This window comes from Kitasatospora cheerisanensis KCTC 2395 (assembly GCF_000696185.1).
Classification (GTDB): Bacteria; Actinomycetota; Actinomycetes; order Streptomycetales; family Streptomycetaceae; genus Kitasatospora; species Kitasatospora cheerisanensis.
The window spans coordinates 288,512-304,744 of record NZ_KK853997.1 but is presented as its reverse complement, the minus strand read 5'-3'; the positions used below and the strand labels follow the sequence as shown (position 1 = coordinate 304,744).

The following is a 16,233-nucleotide window of genomic DNA, read 5'->3' as shown; positions in this document are numbered from 1 at the left end:
TCCCGGTGCTGGCAGGGCGTTGGCTCAGGCGAGGCCGCACCAGCCGAGGACGGTCTGCACCAGCAGGATCGTGGACATCAGCGCCACCCCGGCCACCACCGTGGTCGCGGCGATCCGGTACCGGCGGCTGTTCGCGGCCTCACCCAGCAGCGAGCGGCGGTTGGTGAGCACCAGCAGGTACACCAGCACGATCGGGCTGATCAGCCCTTGGAGCACCTGAGTACCGATCAGCAACTGAATGACGTCCACCGGGGTCAGGGCCACGATCGCGCCGAGGGCGATCTGCGCGGTGAACACTCCGAGGAACAGCGGTGCGTCGCGGAACCGTCGGGAGACCGAGCGCTCGACCCCTGCGGCCTCACCGATCGCGTAGCTCGCCGACAGCGGAACCACGGCGCCTGCCAAGGCCGAAGCTCCCAGCAGCCCGAACGCGAAGAGGAGTTCCGCGCCCGGTCCGGCCACCGGCTCAAGGGCCCGGGCAGCCTCGGCCGCGGACTGCAGCGGGCCGGTGCCGCCGATCGCCGAAGCGGTGGCCACGATGATGGTCAGGCTGATCAGGCAGGCGAACACCGCGCCGAGCACGGCATCCGCCCGGATCAGCTTGTACTCCTCCGGCTTCGCCCCCCGATCCACCACTCCGGCCGCGGCGTAGAACTGCATGTAGGGGCTGACAGTCGTTCCGATCAGCGCCACCGCAAGGAGGATGAAGTCGCTGGACGGCTGGAGGTGCGGCACCAGCAGGCTCTTGCCGACCTCACCCCAGCGCGGGTGTCCGAGGATCATCGCGATCGGGTAAGCGAAGAACGCCAGCGACATCACCAGGAAGATCCGTTCGGCCCAGCGGTAGGAGCCGAACAGCACCAGCGCCCACAGCAGTACCGCAGCAGGTGGGACGACCGCCCACTTCGGGATGCCGAGCAGGTCGAACGCCGCACCGATGCCGGCGAACTCGCTGACGACCAGGCCGGTGTTCGCGAGCAGCAGGCAGCCGACCGCCAGGGCAGTCAACCGGAGGCTGAACTGCTCGCGGATCAGGGCGCCGAGGCCCTTGCCGGTGTACGCCCCCAGGCGGACGGCCATCTCCTGCACCATCACCAGAGCGATGGTCACCAGCACCATGAAGAACAGCGTGCCGTAGGTGAACTGGGATCCGGCCGAGGCGTAAGTGGCGATGCCCGCAGCGTCGTTGCCGGCGTTGGCGGCGACCAGACCGGGCCCGGCGATCATCGCCAGCGCGGCGATCCGGCGCAGTCCGCGGCGGCGGCCCTGCCGCGGTGCAGGCACGGCGACCGGCCCGGAGACCGTGCTGGCGGCTTCCAGCGTGGCAACGGTGACGTCGGCCGGGGTCGAGGTGTCGGAGGTGTCGGCCGGGGTCGAGGCATCCTGAAGGCCGGCGGAGTTGGCGGCACTGAGGTCGGTGCGGGCGTTCACTGGAGGAACCTCCGGAAGTGCAGGCGCCCGCGCTCGGGCAGCAGGGCGTCGATGATGTCGTCGGCGAGGATTCGGCCCAGTGGCCGTTCGTCTTCGCCGACCACCAGGAGGGAGGACTTTCGGGCGGCCACCAGGCGGTCGGCGGCCTGGGCGAGCCGGGTCTCCGGGGAGAGCGTCACCGGTGCGCCGAACTGGGCAAGCCAGGCCACCAGATCGGAGACCCTGGCGGAGTCCTCGGCGACCGCCAGGTCGAACAGCGGCACATCGGCCACCAGTCGATCTGCGGCGTCGAGCACCACCACGGCGTCGATCTCGGTGCGGTGCTCGGCCTGCGCGGCGAGGTCGGCGCGGACTTCGGCCACGGTCTGCTCCAAGCGCGCGGTGACCAGACGGGTCGTCATGGCGCCGCCCGCAGTGCCCTCACGGTGCGAGAGCAGACCACGGAGCTCGTCGGCCTCCTCGCTGGGCATCCGCGCAAGCAGGGTCTCCCGCTCACGGGGCGCCAGGTCGCGCAGGGCGTCGGCGGCTTCGTCGGGCTCCATCTCGTCGACCAGCCGGGCGGCGTGTTCCGGCCGGGCCTCGCGCAGTAGGTTCTCCAACTCGGCGGGCTCCATCTCCTCCAGAGCGTCCGCGGCCTGCTCGGGCTCCAACCAGCCCAGCAACTGCTGGCGTTCGCTGCGGCCGAGGTCCTCCAGGATGTCGGCCAGATCGGCGGGGCGGAGCCGGTGCAGGGCGGAGCGGGAGGCCCGCAGCCGGACCTCCGCCGGTCCGTCGGTGGCCTGCTCGCCGAACGGGGCGAAGGACTGCCAGTCGAGGACCCGGTCCGGCGTCGGCCGGGCCTGCCAACGGCGCGGACCGAGCCGGCGCACCAGCGTCGGCAGTGAGACGTCCACGCCGACCAGGACCACCCGGCCCACCAGCGGTGCCAGGTAAAGATCGGCGGCGCGGGTCACCTGGACACCGTCCACGTCGACGAGTTGATGGTCCAGCACGTCACGGGCCAACAGCACCTCGCCGGGGCGGCGCTGGAAGTCCCGCAGATCGATCCGGGAGGCGCGCAACTGCACCTGCCCGGCGGCCAGGCGCCCGATCGCACCGGCCGGGAGGAAGGCACGGCGGCTGCCGATCCGCAGGATCAGGCCGGTCATCGGCGGGTACGGGTCGGGCCCGTACAACCGGGCGACCACGTCGGCGAGCCGCCCCACCTCGGCGCCGGCCTGGTTGGTGACGGGCGCTCCGACCAAGCCCGCCAACGAGACAAGGGAGGAACGGACTGCCCGGCTGGCGGTGGCGCGGCGATTCAGGTTGATCCGCCGGTCGCGCAGCCTGGCGGTGGTCGAATTGAAGAGTGTGTTGGTGGCCATGATGAACACCCCCTCTGCCCCGGCAAGGCGGGGCGGACGGGCGGATCAGGACAGTTCCTCGTGCACGTCGGTCGGGGCTCGTGCCCGGACACGGCGTCCGCCGTCCCCGGGGCCGACGGCAGCCGACCTCGGCCAGTGCGCCGACCAGCCTCAGGCGGGACCGGACCGGCCGGCCAGGGCCCACCACTCGGGGGCAGTGCTGCCCGGTGGCAGACCTGCCGTCCGCTGCGGTGGCCGGCGTCGGGAGGGCTCAGGACACCGGCCGCGCGGCGGACCGACGCGGATGGCTGAAGCCGAGCCGGCTCCGAGCCGGGTCAAGGCAGCAGACAGCAGGAGACAACTGCAGCCGTGGGTACGGGAGTGCCGGAGGGCGGTGACAGCCGGGCGGCGCGTGTGCCGAGCAGTCGGTGGACCGACGAGCCTGCCGCAGGAAGCACGGCGGGCACGACGGACAACCGGCGTAACCCGGGCGGACGGAGTCGCGGAGTCAGTGAAGGAGGAACAGCCTCGAACCGCAGAACAACGGCAACGGCGAGGACGAAACGGGAAGGGGCTGACTGTGCCCCGGACTACTGCAGTCCATCTCGCCCTCCTCCCGGTCCTGGCAGGCGAGTTCCACTCGCCGCCGCACGGCAGGCGACCGGACCACGATGGTCCGGCGCACCTCAACTCGTCAGAGCTTTGGCACTCCACGGCGTGTCCCCGACCAGGGGAAGCCACTTGGGGTCACCCCTTGGGCCGGGGAGACCTGTCCTGATCCGGAGCGTCTCTCGACGGGTGGGATCAGTGGCCTGTGTCCGTGAAGACGCCTCACCGAACGAGGTGTCTGTCGCTACGGGAACAGGATAGGCCCGCCACTACCGTGGCCACCCCATCCTTGACCAGGGTTTGACTCCGACCTGGTGTGACCTGGGCCAACGGCCATGTCTCGGCCTGTCGCCCGAGGCTGGGGTGCAGGGCGCGCGCGGCGCGTGCGCGGGGCGGCGGGGAGCGGCCGAGCGACCGGGGGCTGTGGCTGAACCGCAACGCGCCGGACGGGGCGGGCGTGAAGGACGACCGAGATGATGACCCACACGGGGGAGAGGGGGATCGACGTGAAGGAAGCGTCGGAACGGAACAGATATGTCGACCTGCTGCGGGCGCTGGCGATCGTACTGGTGGTGATCGGCCACTGGCTGATTACCGCGCTGGAACGCGAACCTGACGGGTCGTTGGCAGCGCCCGAGCTGATGGTCGCAGTGCCGTGGACCCAGTGGCTGACGCTGGTCTTCCAGATCATGCCGGTGTTCTTCCTGGCCGGCGGCTACGCGGCGGCCGGGTCCTGGAGCCGTTGCCGCGCCGAGGGCGGTACTGCGGCCGGCTGGATCCGCGGGCGGGCGCTCAGGCTGCTGCTGCCCACCGGCGCGTACCTGGTGCCGGCGCTGGGCGGACTCCTGATCGCCGCCGCATTCGGAACCGATCCGGCGCTGCTGGGGATGGTCGGCTGGGCCCTGGCCATGCAGTTCTGGTTCCTGCCGGTCTACTTGACGATCAGTGCGCTGACGCCCTGGTTGTACGCGCTGCACCGACGGTGGGGCCTGGGCTCCGTGATGGTGCTGGCTGCTGCGGGCATCGGCGTGGACATGGTGGTCCTCGGAGCGGGCGAGGGCTGGGCGGGACGGGTCGGCTGGCTGAACTACCTGCTGGTGTGGGCCGTCGCCTACCAACTCGGCTTCGCCTGGAGGGACGGCGGGCGGACCGTCCGCCCGTGGTTCGGGGCGGTGCTGGCAGCTGGCGGTGCGGCCGGATACGCGGCGCTGGTCGGGTTCGGGCCGTTCCCGGTCAGCCTGGTGCTGGTCTCCGGCGAGGAGGTGTCCAACACCGACCCGCCCTCGGTGGCGATGCTGGCCTGGCTGCTCGCCCAGTGCGGGCTGTGCCTCCTGCTGGCGCCGTTCGCGGAACGGGCTCTGCGGCCGGTGCGTCGGCGGCGGCTCGTCGAACCGCTCGGTCGGGTCAGCATGACGCTCTACCTCTGGCACATGGTGCCGGTCCTCGTCGCCGGTGCCGCATTCTACCTGACCGATCTGGCTCCCGAGCCGGGGGTGGGCTCGGGAGCCTGGTGGGCCTGGCGGCCCGGCTGGATCCTGCTGCTGGCCGCGATCGGCGGACCCTGGCGACCGGCCGTCCTGGTCGCCGGGCTGGCAGCCACCGTCTGGGCGCTGGTGCACTGGGCCGCGCAGGGCCTCGCCCCGAACGGTTCGCCGGACTGGCCGACGGTGCTGGCGTTCACCGCCGGGGCAGTGCTGGTGGGTGCCGCCGCCACCCGCTGGGCGGCGGCGGAGGCGACCGGGGCGGCGGTGCGACAGGAGGGCTGAGCAGGCGTCAGGACTGAAGGGAGAGGCGGAACTCGACGGAGCGGTGAGTGGGGCGGTAGCCCAGGGCGTGGTTCACGGCGAGCATGCCGGCGTTGTGCTCGGCGGTGTCGGTCAGCAGACCGGTGATCCCAGGCTGCTCGCTGCGCGCCCAGCGGATCGCCTCGGCCTTCATGGCCCGGGCGAGGCCCCGTCGGCGGTGGGCGGGCAGCACGCCGGTGCCGTAGTGCTGGGCGTCGCCGGCCCGGCCGGCAGGGAGCACCAGTTCGGTGAAGCCGACGATGGTGCCGGTGGCCTCCTCCACCGCGGCGACGGTGTGCAGCAGTTCACCCCGGTCCGCAACTGCCTTCGCGGCGGCGAGGACCCGCGCCTCGTCCCAGACGAGGAGACCGAAGTCGGTGTCGCCCATGGGCATGTCGTCCATGGCAGTGCGCGAGAGGGTGAAGGTGGCCAGCCACTCGTCCGGGCAGCTGCCGAGCCAGGAGACCAGCCGGTAGCCGGGGTGGAGCGGAACCTCGGCGGTGGCCGACGGGTCGGCAGGAACGGTCAGGTCGAGCCGGCCGTACTCGAGGACCAGCGCCCGCGTGAAGTCCCGCGCGGAGAGGAAGCCGTCGCCGGGGGAGCCCTCGACCGCCTGGACCAGCAGGACCCGGCGGCCGTCCTCGCGGGCCGCCGAAGCTGCGGCCGAAAGCAGTGCCGAACCGACGCCGCGCCGGCGTTCGGCGGGGTGCACGTTCAGGGTGAGGGAGGACAGGTGGGCCTGGCCGGTCGAGGTGAAGAGCGCCAGCGTGGCGGCTCCGAGTGGCGTGCCGTCGGGGTCGGAGGCCAGCCAGGTCAGGCGACGGGTGTGGGCGAGCGGAGCAGGATCGGCGAGGGCGGTCAGACGGAACGTCACGGGTGGTGAACTCCAGAGGGGAGGGCGGCAGGGCAAAGGGCGTGCACGCGGCACCGAATCAGGTGCACCGGATCGGTGCAAGCGAATTCCGGCCCGCCGCAAAGGCGTTGTGCTCCGGAGGACGGCGGGTGACGGGAGGGCGGCACGGTGGTCAGTGCGGGGCGATGGTGAGGGAGAGGCGGAGGATGCCGACTGATTGAGCGTCATATCAGAGGAATGGACGATGTTCTGACGAAGGGTCAGTTTCTGCCGACACGCGCGCGGTCACTGGTGCGGGCGGGTCCGGGGCGGAATCATCGTCGCTGTGGTGGTCGGCGTCGCGGCAGTCGTACAGACTGCCGAGGCGCACCCGGGGCGGCGGAGGTGGAGGGCCGATGACCGACGCGCGACTCACGGTGGAGCGGCTGCGCAGTCTGGTGGCCGAAGGCGCGGTGGAGACCGTGGTGCTGGCGGTCACCGACATGCAGGGACGGTTGCAGGGCAAGCGGCTGGCGGCGGAGTACTTCCTGAACGAGGTGCTGGCCGGCGGAGCCGAGGGCTGCGGCTACCTGCTGGCGGTGGACGTGGAGATGAACACCGTGGACGGCTATGCGGTGTCCTCGTGGGAGACCGGCTACGGCGATCTGGTGTTCCGGCCCGACCTGGCGACCCTGCGGATGGTGCCGTGGCACCCGGCCACCGCAATGGTGCAGTGCGACCTCGCGCACCAGGACGGTAGCCCGGTCGTGGTGTCGCCGCGCCAGGTGCTGCGCCGTCAGCTGGACCGGCTCGCCGGCTACGGGTGGCGGGCGTACGTGGGCACCGAGCTGGAGTTCATGGTGTTCCGCGACAGTTACGAGCGAGCCTGGGAGAAGCACTACCAGGACCTCACGCCCGTCAACCAGTACAACGTGGACTACTCGATCCTGGGCACCGGCCGGATCGAGCCGCTGCTGCGCAGGCTGCGCACCGGGATGGCGGGCGCGGGGCTGGTGGTGGAGTCGGCGAAGGGCGAGTGCAACCTCGGCCAGCACGAGATCGCCTTCCGCTACACCGACGCGCTCACCTGCTGTGACGACCATGCGGTGTACAAGACCGGCGCCAAGGAGATCGCCGCACAGGAGGGCGTCAGCCTCACCTTCATGGCCAAGTACGACCAGCGGGAAGGCAACTCCTGCCACATCCACCTGAGCCTGCGCGACCAGCAGGATCGCCCGGTGTTCCCCGCCGCGGCAGAGCAGCAGGGAGAAGGCGGCCAGAACGACGCCGAGGGCCCGAACGGGCACGGGCAGCAGGGCCGGTTCTCGCGGACGATGGAGCACTTCCTGGCCGGTCAGCTCGCCTGCCTCGGCGAGTTCGCGCTGCTGCTCGCCCCGACCGTCAACTCGTACAAGCGCTTCGTGGCGGGCAGCTTCGCACCGACCGCGATCGCCTGGGGCCGCGACAACCGGACGTGCGCGCTGCGGGTGGTCGGGCACGGCGGGTCGCTGCGGTTCGAGAACCGGGTGCCCGGCGGGGACGTCAACCCGTACCTGGCGGTGGCCGCGCTGATCGCCGCGGGGCTGTACGGCGTCGAGCACCAGCTGCCCCTGGAGCCCGAGTTCACCGGCAACGCCTATGCCTCTGACGCCCCGAGGGTGCCCGCCACGCTGCGCGAGGCGATCGAGCTGTTCGACCGCAGCGAGGCGGCGACCGAGGCGTTCGGCAAGGACGTGGTCCGGCACTACGCCCACGCGGGCCGGGTCGAACTCGCCGCGTACGCCGCCGCCGTGACCGACTGGGAGCGCCGCCGCGGCTTCGAGCGGCTGTGAGCGCGGACGCCGGAGCACCTGCACGCGGGGCACCTGCACGCGGACACCTGCGCGCCGGCGACCTGCGTTCGGGCGACCCGGCAGCGAAGAGGGCAGCGCCACCGAGCGCCACCGAGCGACAGGCGGCGTCGACACAGCACACCCGAGGAGAGCGTGTGATCGAGCAGTCCGATCCGTACCAGGTGGTCAACCCCGCCACCGAGGAGGTGATCGCCACCGTCGACCTGGCGGGGCAGGCCGACGCCGACGCCGCGATCGCCCGTGCCAAGGCCGCGTTCGAGAGCTGGCGGTCCGTCAGTCCGGGCGACCGGGCCCGCCTGCTGCGCCGCTTCGCCGCCGAGGTGGACGCGGACCGGGAGCACCTGGCCGCCCTGGAGGTCGCCAACGCGGGGCACACCATCGGCAACGCCCGATGGGAGGCCGGCCACGCGCGCGACGTCATCGAGTACTACGCGGGCGCGCCGGAGCGCCTGTTCGGCCGTCAGATCCCGGTCGCCGGCGGCCTCGACGTCACCTTCCACGAACCGCTCGGCGTGGTCGGCGTGATCGTGCCGTGGAACTTCCCGCTGCCGATCGCCGTCTGGGCCCTCGCCCCCGCCCTGGCGGCGGGCAACACGGTGATCGTCAAACCGGCCGAGCTCACCCCGCTGACCGCCCTGCACCTGGGCGAACTCGCCCTGCGTGCGGGCCTGCCCGAGGGCGTGCTACAGGTCCTGCCGGGGCGAGGGCCGGTGGTCGGGCAGCGCTTCGTCACGCACCCGGACGTCCGGAAGGTGGTGTTCACGGGGTCGACCGCCGTCGGCAAGTCCGTGATGGCCGGCTGCGCGGCCCAGGTCAAGCCGGTGACGCTGGAGCTCGGCGGCAAGAGCGCCAACATCGTGTTCGCCGACGCGGACCTGGACAAGGCGGCGGCCACCGCCCCGTACGCGGTGTTCGACAACGCGGGGCAGGACTGCTGTGCCCGGTCCCGGATCCTGGTCGAGGCGAGCGTGTTCGAGGCGTTCATGGCCAAGTTGGAGACCGCCGTGCGGGCCGTCCGGGTGGGCGACCCGGCGGACGAGAAGACCGAGATGGGGCCGCTGATCTCGGCCGCGCACCGGCAGCGCGTCGCCTCGTACGTGGATGGCGACACCGAGGTGGCGTTCCGCGGCAGCGCCCCGGAGGGGCTGGGCTTCTGGTACCCGCCGACGGTGCTCGCGCCGATCGCGCCCGACCACCGGGCGTTCACCGAGGAGGTGTTCGGGCCGGTGGTCGCGGTGGTGCCGTTCCGCGGCGAGAGCGACGTGGTGCGGATCGCCAACGCCACCGAGTACGGCCTGTCCGGCTCGATCTGGACCCGGGACGTGGGCCAGGCGCTGCGCGTCGCCCGCGCCGTCGAGGCGGGCAACCTGTCCGTCAACTCGCACTCCTCGGTGCGCTACTGGACGCCGTTCGGCGGCTTCAAACAGTCCGGCCTGGGCCGCGAACTCGGCCCCGACGCCCTGCACGCCTTCACCGAGACCAAGAACGTCTTCATCGCGACGGAGGAATGAACCCATGACCAAGCGACTCGAGGGCCGGGTGGCGGTCGTCACCGGCGCGGGCAGCGGCATCGGCCTGGCCACCGTGCGCCGGTTCGTCGCCGAGGGGGCGAAGGTGGTGTGCGCCGACATCGACGAGGAGACCGGCGCCAAGGCCGCCAACGAGGTCGGCGGCCTGTTCGTGCGCACCGACGTGTCGGACGAGGAGCAGGTCCGGGTCCTGTTCGACACCGCCGTCGAGCACTACGGCAGCCTGGACGTGGCGTTCAACAACGCCGGCATCTCGCCGGCCGACGACGACTCGATCCTGGTCACCGGCCTGGAGGCGTGGAAGCGCGTCCAGGACGTCAACCTGACCTCCGTCTACCTGTGCTGCAAGTACGCGATCGGGCACATGCGGCGCCAGGGCAAGGGTTCGATCATCAACACCGCGTCGTTCGTGGCGGTGATGGGCGCGGCGACCTCGCAGATCTCCTACAGCGCCTCCAAGGGCGGGGTGCTGTCGATGAGCCGCGAGCTGGGCGTCGAGTTCGCCCGGGAGGGGATCCGGGTCAACGCGCTGTGCCCGGGCCCGGTCAACACCCCGCTGCTGCAGGAGCTGTTCGCCAAGGACCCGGAGCGGGCCGCCCGCCGGCTGGTGCACATCCCGCTCGGCCGGTTCGCCGAACCTGAGGAGATCGCCGCGGCGGTCGCGTTCCTGGCCAGCGACGACTCCTCCTTCATGACCGCCAACACCTTCCTGGTGGACGGCGGCATCTCCGGCGCCTACGTCACGCCCCTGTAGCCGCCCCGCACGCGGACCGGACCGGCCGTGCGGGTCAGCAGGACGCCGCCCGGCCGGGACCGCCCCTGACGGAGCGTCACCCGTGCGGGGCAGCAGGAGACCGGCCGGCCGCGCACCCCTGACGGAACGTCACCTGTGCGGGTCACCGCGAGGAGAACGCGTCCCCGCCGATCGCGATCGCCTCGCCTCCGTACGCCGTGGCGTCGCCGTTGACGGCGACCGCCGATCCGGTCAGCGCCTCGGCATTGCCGTCGAGTGCGAGCGCGTTCCCGCCCTGCGCCCAGGCGTCGTCGCCGACGGCCGTCGCGTTGCCGGCCAGTGCGCCCGCCTCACCGGCGATCGCCAGTGCGTCGCCGCCCTGGGCCCAGCCCTTCCCGCCGATCGCCGTCGCGTCGCCGCCCTGGGCCGTCGCGTCGCCGCCGACGGCGAACGACCCGTGCGGGTGGTCGTGCGCCGAGGCGGCGCCCGCTGAGCCGAGCAGGGCGAGGCCGGCGAGGAAGGCGGCGGTGAGCCCGGAAGTGGTGGAACGCATCAAGTCCTCCATGGATCGTGCTGTACGCGACCGATCCTGGTGGAGCGCCGGGCGGCGGCGCGTGCCGTCGGACCCGCCGTCACCCGCCCGGCGCAACGCCGCCGCCGTGGCGGGTGAGCGAGACGGTCGGAGGTGGGCGACGGAGGCCGGGCACAGCCGGTGGGACGATCCGATCAGCGGGCCGGGATCTCCATCTCGAACCAGACCACTTTGCCGTCCCGGGTCGCCCGACTGCCCCAGCGGTGCGCCAGTTCGTTGATCAGCTGCATGCCCCGGCCGCCCTCGTCGTGCGGGCCCGACGGCCGCAGTCGCGGCTCGCGGCTGTCCGCGTCCGACACCTCCACCGTCAGCAGCGCCCCGCGGAACACCCGCAGCTGCAGCGGCGAACCCGCGTGCATCAACGCGTTCGACAGCAACTCCCCGGTGAGCAGCACCACCGGCTCCACCAACGAGGCCAGCCCCCAGCCCGACAGGGTCCGCCGGGTGAACTCCCGGGCGTGCCGCAGCAGCGCCGGATCGCCGGACAGCGGGAGCGTGGCCAGCCGGTCCTCGCCGACCGGCCCGGCATGGGCCATGATCACTGCGACGTCGTCCTGCCCCATCGTCGCCCCGAACGCGTCCAGCACCACGTCGCAGCCCCGCTCCAGGGTGTTCTGACGGTGCGTCACCGTCTCGCGCAGCAACTCCAGGCCCTCGTCCAGGTCCTGGCCGCGCCGCTCCACCAGCCCGTCCGTGTACAGCACCAGCAGCCCGTCCTCGCGCAGCGGGAAGCGGATCGACTCGAACGGCACGCCGCCCACGCCCAGCGGCGCCCCGGGCGGCGGCTGCACCAGCCGGGCCTGACCGTCGTGCTCCGACACCACCGGCGGCAGGTGCCCGGCCGAGGCGAGGATGCACTCCTCGTCGACGGGGTCGAACACCGCGCACACGCAGGTCGCGAACTGGCCCTCGCCGAGCTGCGCGGTCGCCTCGTCCAGCCGGCGCAGCACCCGCGCCGGATCCAGGTCCAGGGTCACCAGCGTGCGCGCCACCGTCCGCAGCTGGCCCATGGTGGCGGCCGCCCGGATGCCGTGGCCCATCACGTCGCCGACGATCAGCGCCACCCGGCCGCCGGTCAGCGGCACCACGTCGAACCAGTCGCCGCCGATCTCGTCGCCCACCGTCGACGGCAGGTACCGGTGCGCGATCTCCAGCCCGGGCGTGTGGTGCACGTCCTGCGGCAGCAGACTGCGCTGCAGCGTCAGCGCGGTGTCCCGCTCGCGCCGGTACAGCCGGGCGTTGTCGATGCACACCGCCGCCCGCGCCGCCAACTCCTCGCCGAGCGCCAGGTCCGCCGCCGTGAACGCCTCCGGGTTGGCCATCCGCGCGAACTCCACCCCGCCCAGCACCTGGCCCGCGCCAGCAGCGGCACCATCAGGTACGAGTGCAGGCCCGCGTCCAGGCTGGGCTGCACCCGGTCCGGGTAGGTGACGATCCGGCGCAGCGCGAACTCGTCCACGTGCGGCACCAGCACCGAACGGCCCGTGCGCATCGCCTGCGCGTACAGGTGCGCGGAGTGCGAGGCCCGCCGACCTCGTCCGCCGCGTTCGCCATCCGCACCCCGGCGGTGCCGGTGTCGTCGTCGACGCGCTCGCCGACCGCGACGGCCCGCAGCAGCACCGACCCCGACTCGGGCACCGGCTCCGGCTCCTCGTCCGCCATCACCGCCTCGCGGATGTCGACGGTGACGAAGTCCGCGAACCGCGGGATCACCACGTCCACCAGCTCCTGCGCGGTCAGGTGCAGATCCAGCGTGGTGCCGATCCGGGTGGACGCCTCGTTCAGCAGCGCCAGCCGCTGCTGGGCGGTCTCGGCGGCCTCCAGCGCGCGCTGGCGCTGCTCGGAGGCGTCCCGCTCCCGGGTGTACAGCAGCGCGTTGTCGATCGACACCGCCGCCCGGGCCGACAACTCGCCGGCCAGCGCCACGTCCGCCTCGTCGTACGGGGCCTCGGTGCGCGAGCGCATGAACGTCGCCGTGCCGATCGCCGAACCGCGGGCGATCAGCGGCACCACCATGAACGACCGCACTCCCTGCTCGTGGATCGCGGCGCTGCGCACCGGGTCGTCGGCGAACCAGTTCATCCCCGGGGCGTCCGCGTGCGGCACCAGCACCGGCCGGCTGTGCGCCAGCGCCCACGCGTACGGGCTGCTCGGGTGGAAGCGCTGGACGGTGCCGACCGGCGCGACCGAGGACATCCCACTGCCGGGCACCGTGTGGAACGCCAGCCGTCGCAGCACCGCGGACCGGTCGGACCGGTCCGGCGGGGTGACGGCCCCGCCGCGCACCATCGACTCCAGCACCTCGACGATCACCGTGTCGGCCAGCCGCGGCGCGGCGGTCTCGGCCAGCTCGCGGGCGGTGGTCGCCAGGTCGAGCGTGGTGCCGATCCGGGTGGACGCCTCGTTCAGCAGTGCCAGCCGCTGCTGCGCGGCCTCGGCGGCGGTCTCGGCCTCGAACCGGTCGGTGATGTCCACGACCGTCACGCACACCCCGAGCACCTTGCCGTTCGGCCGGTCGAGCCGGAAGCAGGCCACCGACCAGGCGTGCTCGCGCTCCGGATCGGCCGGCGTCCAGCCGTGGGTACGGGCGTCCAGCACGGACCGGCCGTCGGCCAGCACCCGGCGCATCATCGCCTCGACCTGGTGCCCGTCGATGCTCGGCAGCACCTCGATCAGCCGCCGGCCCAGGTGCTGCTCCTGCGGCACGCCGTTGATCCGGGCCAGCGCGTCGTTCAGGCGGACGAAGCGCAGTTCGGCGTCGAACACCGCCATGCCGACCGGGGACTGGGTGAAGAAGCCGTCCAGCACTGCCAGATCGGAGGCGAGTCGCAGCACCGAGCTGACGTCCGAGGCCACCGCCAGCACCATCGGGTCGCCGTTCGGGCCGAGCACGGGAAAGGTCCGGAAGTCCAGCCGCACCACGTGCCCGTCCCGGTGCCGCACCGGGAAGATCCCCGAGAACGGGCGCCCGCCGACGATCCGGGAGAACAGCTCCAGCACCTCCGGACGGCGCTGCCCCTCCACCAGCAGGTCGGCGGCCCGCGAACCCACCGCCTGCTCGGCGGAGAAACCGAGCAGGGTCTCCGCGTCCGGACTCCAGTGCAGGATCCGGCCGTCCGCGGCGACCAGCGCCGTCGCCACCGGAATGGCCAGCAGGCCGTCCGGCAGCGGCGCATCACCTTCCGCGAACGGGGAGGTGGGACGGGTCCGGGGAATGTCCTGCTTGTCGGTGTCCATCTGGCCACCTGTCGTTCCGGAGGCGGGTACCGCCCTGCCATCGTCGCACGGCAGACCGCCCGCGCCCAGACGGGTGAGCGCCCGCTATCGTGGGCCGGATGGACACCCGTCGGACCGACCCCCAGGCGGCGCCCGGTGGCGCGTAGGACCCCCGCCCCGCCGAGCCCGCTCCCGCAGCGCGACGGCATCGACCCCGTGCACGTGCGGCTGCCGCTGGAAGGCCCCTGGCCGACCGTCGCGGCCTACCTGGAGGAGCGCTACGGCACGGCCGCCGGGCCCGGGCGGATCGCCGCGATGCTCGACGCCGGCGAGTTCGTCGGCCCCGACGGGCCGGTCACCCCCGACGCGCCCTACCGGCCCGGCGGCCACGTCTGGTTCCACCGCGAACCCGGCCCGCCCGAACCCCGGGTGCCGTTCCCCGTCGAGGTGCTGTATCGCGACGAGCGGATCGTGGTCGCCGACAAGCCGCACTTCCTCGCCACCACGCCGCGCGGCAGCCACGCCACCGAGACCGCGCTCGCCCGGCTGCGCCGCGACCTCGACCTGCCCCGGCTCAGCCCCGCCCACCGCCTGGACCGGCTCACCGCGGGCGTGGTGCTGTTCGTCGCCGACCCGGCCCGCCGAGGCGCCTACCAGGGCCTGTTCGAACGGCGGGAGGCCGTCAAGACCTACGAGGCGATCGCCCGGCACGACCCGGCGGTGTCCCTGCCGACTACGGTGCGCAACCGGCTGGTCAAGGACCACGGGCGGCTGGACGCCTACGAGGTGCCGGGGGAGCCCAACGCGGAGAGCCGGGTCGAGCTGGTGGAGGCCCGCGACGGCCTGGGCCGCTACCGGCTGGCCCCGCGCACCGGCCGCACCCACCAGCTGCGGGTGCACATGAACGGGCTCGGGCTGCCCATCCTCGGCGACCCGATATACCCCGCGCTGCTGCCGGAGCAGGACCCGGAGGACTACCGGCGCCCGCTCCAACTGCTGGCGCGCTCGCTGGAGTTCACCGACCCGGTGGACGGCGGGGAGCGCCGCTTCGTCAGTCGGCGGGAACTGGCGGCGTGGGTCGACCCCGACGGCTGGGGCGCCTGACGGTTCACCGGGAGGCGGCAAGGGTCTCCTTGTGCACAGTGTATTGACGGGCAGTCTAATAACTTCTACCTTCGCGGCAGTGGCACCGTTCCACCCTCGACGCCCCTCGACCCCACCGCGAAGGAGCCGGCATGCCGCCCCAGCCCGCCGCAACCCCGACCGCTCCCGACCGCGAGCGCGCCGCCCCGACCGGGAGCGCACCGCCGAACGCCTGCTCGCCTCCTCCGCGAAGCTCTCGTTCAACCCGCTCAAGGACGTCGACTGGGACGCCGACCCCGTCCCCGGCGCCTACTACTGCCCGCCCCGCCACCTCTCCCTCTACGGCACCGACCTGTGGGAGCGGATGACCGAGGACGAGCGCATCGAACTCTCCAAGCACGAGGTCGCCTCGATCGCCAGCGTCGGCATCTGGTTCGAGGAGATCCTCATGCAGATGCTGCTGCGCCACGCCTTCGACCGGGACCCCACCAGCAACCACGTCCAGTACGCGCTCACCGAGATCGCCGACGAATGCCGGCACTCGATCATGTTCGCCCGCATGATCGCCAAGATGGGCGTTCCCGCGTACGGCGCCGGATTCGTCGCCCACAACCTCGGCCGGCTGTTCAAGGCGATCTCCACCCACAGCCAGACCTTCGGTGGAACCATGTACGTCGAAGAGATCCTGGACGCCTTCCAGCGCGAAGTGATGAACGACGACACCCTCCAGCCGCTCACCCGGCAGGTCTCCCGGATCCACGTCATCGAGGAGGCCCGGCACATCAGCTACGCCCGCGAGGAACTCGTCCGCAAGCGGCTCGGGCCGGTGCAGCGGCGGTGGGAGCAGCTGTTCCTCGGCGTCGTCATCTACTACGCCACCACCGCGCTGATCCACCCCCGGCTGTACGCCGCCGTCGGCATCGACCCGAAGGTCGGCAAGGCCGTCGCCCGGGCCAACCCGCACTGGCGCGCCACCAAGACCGAGATGGCCCAGAAGGTGGTCGGCGTGCTGGACCGGGCCGGACTGGTCGGCCGGGCGAACCGCTGGCTGCTGCGCGCCGCCGGCGTGGTCGCCTGAGCGGGCACTGACGGGCTCTCATCCGCGGGGCGACGGCGCACAGTTGTGACCTTCCGGTGCGGATGTGGCCTTCCGGTGATCGACCGGCGCGGATAAGGTGCGACGCATCGAAACGATCCGGGGGGATCACCATGCGCCGCGCACCACTCG

At 72.5% G+C, this 16,233-nt stretch carries 12 protein-coding genes and 1 riboswitch; of the genes, 6 read left to right on the top strand and 6 right to left on the bottom strand.

The annotated features are described in order from the left end of the window. Positions 1-24: 24 nt before the first annotated feature. Complete coding sequence (locus KCH_RS01540) at positions 25-1,431, bottom strand: NRAMP family divalent metal transporter (RefSeq protein WP_244305085.1); 1,407 nt, start codon at positions 1,429-1,431, stop codon at positions 25-27. Next, complete coding sequence (locus tag KCH_RS01535) at positions 1,428-2,795, bottom strand: magnesium transporter MgtE N-terminal domain-containing protein (protein WP_035870438.1); 1,368 nt, start codon at positions 2,793-2,795, stop codon at positions 1,428-1,430. Before KCH_RS01535 ends, KCH_RS01540 begins: the two co-directional genes overlap by 4 nt. Positions 2,796-3,452: 657 nt before the next feature. Continuing rightward, positions 3,453-3,624: riboswitch (M-box (ykoK) riboswitch) on the bottom strand. 232 nt (positions 3,625-3,856) lie between these two features. Here KCH_RS01535 and KCH_RS01530 point away from each other — a divergent pair. Next, on the top strand, positions 3,857-5,149 hold the full coding sequence (locus tag KCH_RS01530; protein WP_063750097.1) for an acyltransferase family protein: 1,293 nt from the start codon (positions 3,857-3,859) through the stop codon (positions 5,147-5,149). Between the two features lie 7 nt (positions 5,150-5,156). Here the strand turns inward: KCH_RS01530 and KCH_RS01525 are convergent, their stop codons facing one another. Further along, a complete protein-coding gene (locus KCH_RS01525) occupies positions 5,157-6,041 on the bottom strand; it encodes a GNAT family N-acetyltransferase (RefSeq protein ID WP_035858296.1) in 885 nt (294 codons plus the stop codon). Positions 6,042-6,415: 374 nt separating this feature from the next. Here KCH_RS01525 and KCH_RS01520 point away from each other — a divergent pair, with 374 nt between their 5' ends. The 3 genes from KCH_RS01520 to KCH_RS01510 all read left to right on the top strand — a co-directional run bounded on the left by KCH_RS01520 (position 6,416) and on the right by KCH_RS01510 (position 10,135). Continuing rightward, on the top strand, positions 6,416-7,831 hold the full coding sequence (locus KCH_RS01520; protein ID WP_035858295.1) for a glutamine synthetase family protein: 1,416 nt from the start codon (positions 6,416-6,418) through the stop codon (positions 7,829-7,831). Positions 7,832-7,986: 155 nt separating this feature from the next. Continuing rightward, positions 7,987-9,363 carry an aldehyde dehydrogenase family protein gene (locus KCH_RS01515; RefSeq protein ID WP_084223101.1) on the top strand — a complete coding sequence of 459 codons (1,377 nt, stop codon included), beginning with the start codon at positions 7,987-7,989 and terminating at the stop codon, positions 9,361-9,363. A gap of 4 nt (positions 9,364-9,367) precedes the next feature. Beyond that, positions 9,368-10,135, top strand: a complete 768-nt coding sequence (locus tag KCH_RS01510) for a 3-oxoacyl-ACP reductase (RefSeq protein WP_035858294.1) — start codon at positions 9,368-9,370, stop codon at positions 10,133-10,135. A 142-nt stretch (positions 10,136-10,277) separates the two neighbouring features. Here the strand turns inward: KCH_RS01510 and KCH_RS01505 are convergent, their stop codons facing one another. The 3 genes from KCH_RS01505 to KCH_RS40725 all read right to left on the bottom strand — a co-directional run bounded on the left by KCH_RS01505 (position 10,278) and on the right by KCH_RS40725 (position 13,943). Further along, positions 10,278-10,667, bottom strand: a complete 390-nt coding sequence (locus KCH_RS01505; RefSeq protein WP_157031827.1) for a hypothetical protein — start codon at positions 10,665-10,667, stop codon at positions 10,278-10,280. Positions 10,668-10,840: 173 nt separating this feature from the next. After that, entirely contained in the window at positions 10,841-12,043 is a 1,203-nt protein-coding gene (locus tag KCH_RS40730) for an ATP-binding SpoIIE family protein phosphatase (protein ID WP_051652618.1), read from the bottom strand. Positions 12,044-12,080: 37 nt separating this feature from the next. Continuing rightward, positions 12,081-13,943: a PAS domain-containing protein gene (locus KCH_RS40725; RefSeq protein WP_051652617.1), complete on the bottom strand. Its 1,863-nt coding sequence runs from the start codon at positions 13,941-13,943 to the stop codon at positions 12,081-12,083. A gap of 135 nt (positions 13,944-14,078) precedes the next feature. Between KCH_RS40725 and KCH_RS01490 the strand changes: the two genes are divergently transcribed. Continuing rightward, positions 14,079-15,026, top strand: a complete 948-nt coding sequence (locus KCH_RS01490) for a pseudouridine synthase (RefSeq protein WP_035858292.1) — start codon at positions 14,079-14,081, stop codon at positions 15,024-15,026. 79 nt (positions 15,027-15,105) lie between these two features. Further along, a complete protein-coding gene (locus tag KCH_RS01485; protein WP_244305083.1) occupies positions 15,106-16,083 on the top strand; it encodes an AurF N-oxygenase family protein in 978 nt (325 codons plus the stop codon). Positions 16,084-16,233: the final 150 nt, after the last annotated feature.

Coding starts and splice junctions, on each gene's coding strand:
- KCH_RS01510 (WP_035858294.1), top strand. CDS start 9,368: ATGACCAAGCGACTCGAGGGCCGGGTGGCGGTCGTCACCGGCGCGGGC.
- KCH_RS01530 (WP_063750097.1), top strand. CDS start 3,857: ATGATGACCCACACGGGGGAGAGGGGGATCGACGTGAAGGAAGCGTCG.
- KCH_RS01505 (WP_157031827.1), bottom strand. CDS start 10,667: ATGCGTTCCACCACTTCCGGGCTCACCGCCGCCTTCCTCGCCGGCCTC.
- KCH_RS01535 (WP_035870438.1), bottom strand. CDS start 2,795: ATGGCCACCAACACACTCTTCAATTCGACCACCGCCAGGCTGCGCGAC.
- KCH_RS40725 (WP_051652617.1), bottom strand. CDS start 13,943: ATGGACACCGACAAGCAGGACATTCCCCGGACCCGTCCCACCTCCCCG.
- KCH_RS01520 (WP_035858295.1), top strand. CDS start 6,416: ATGACCGACGCGCGACTCACGGTGGAGCGGCTGCGCAGTCTGGTGGCC.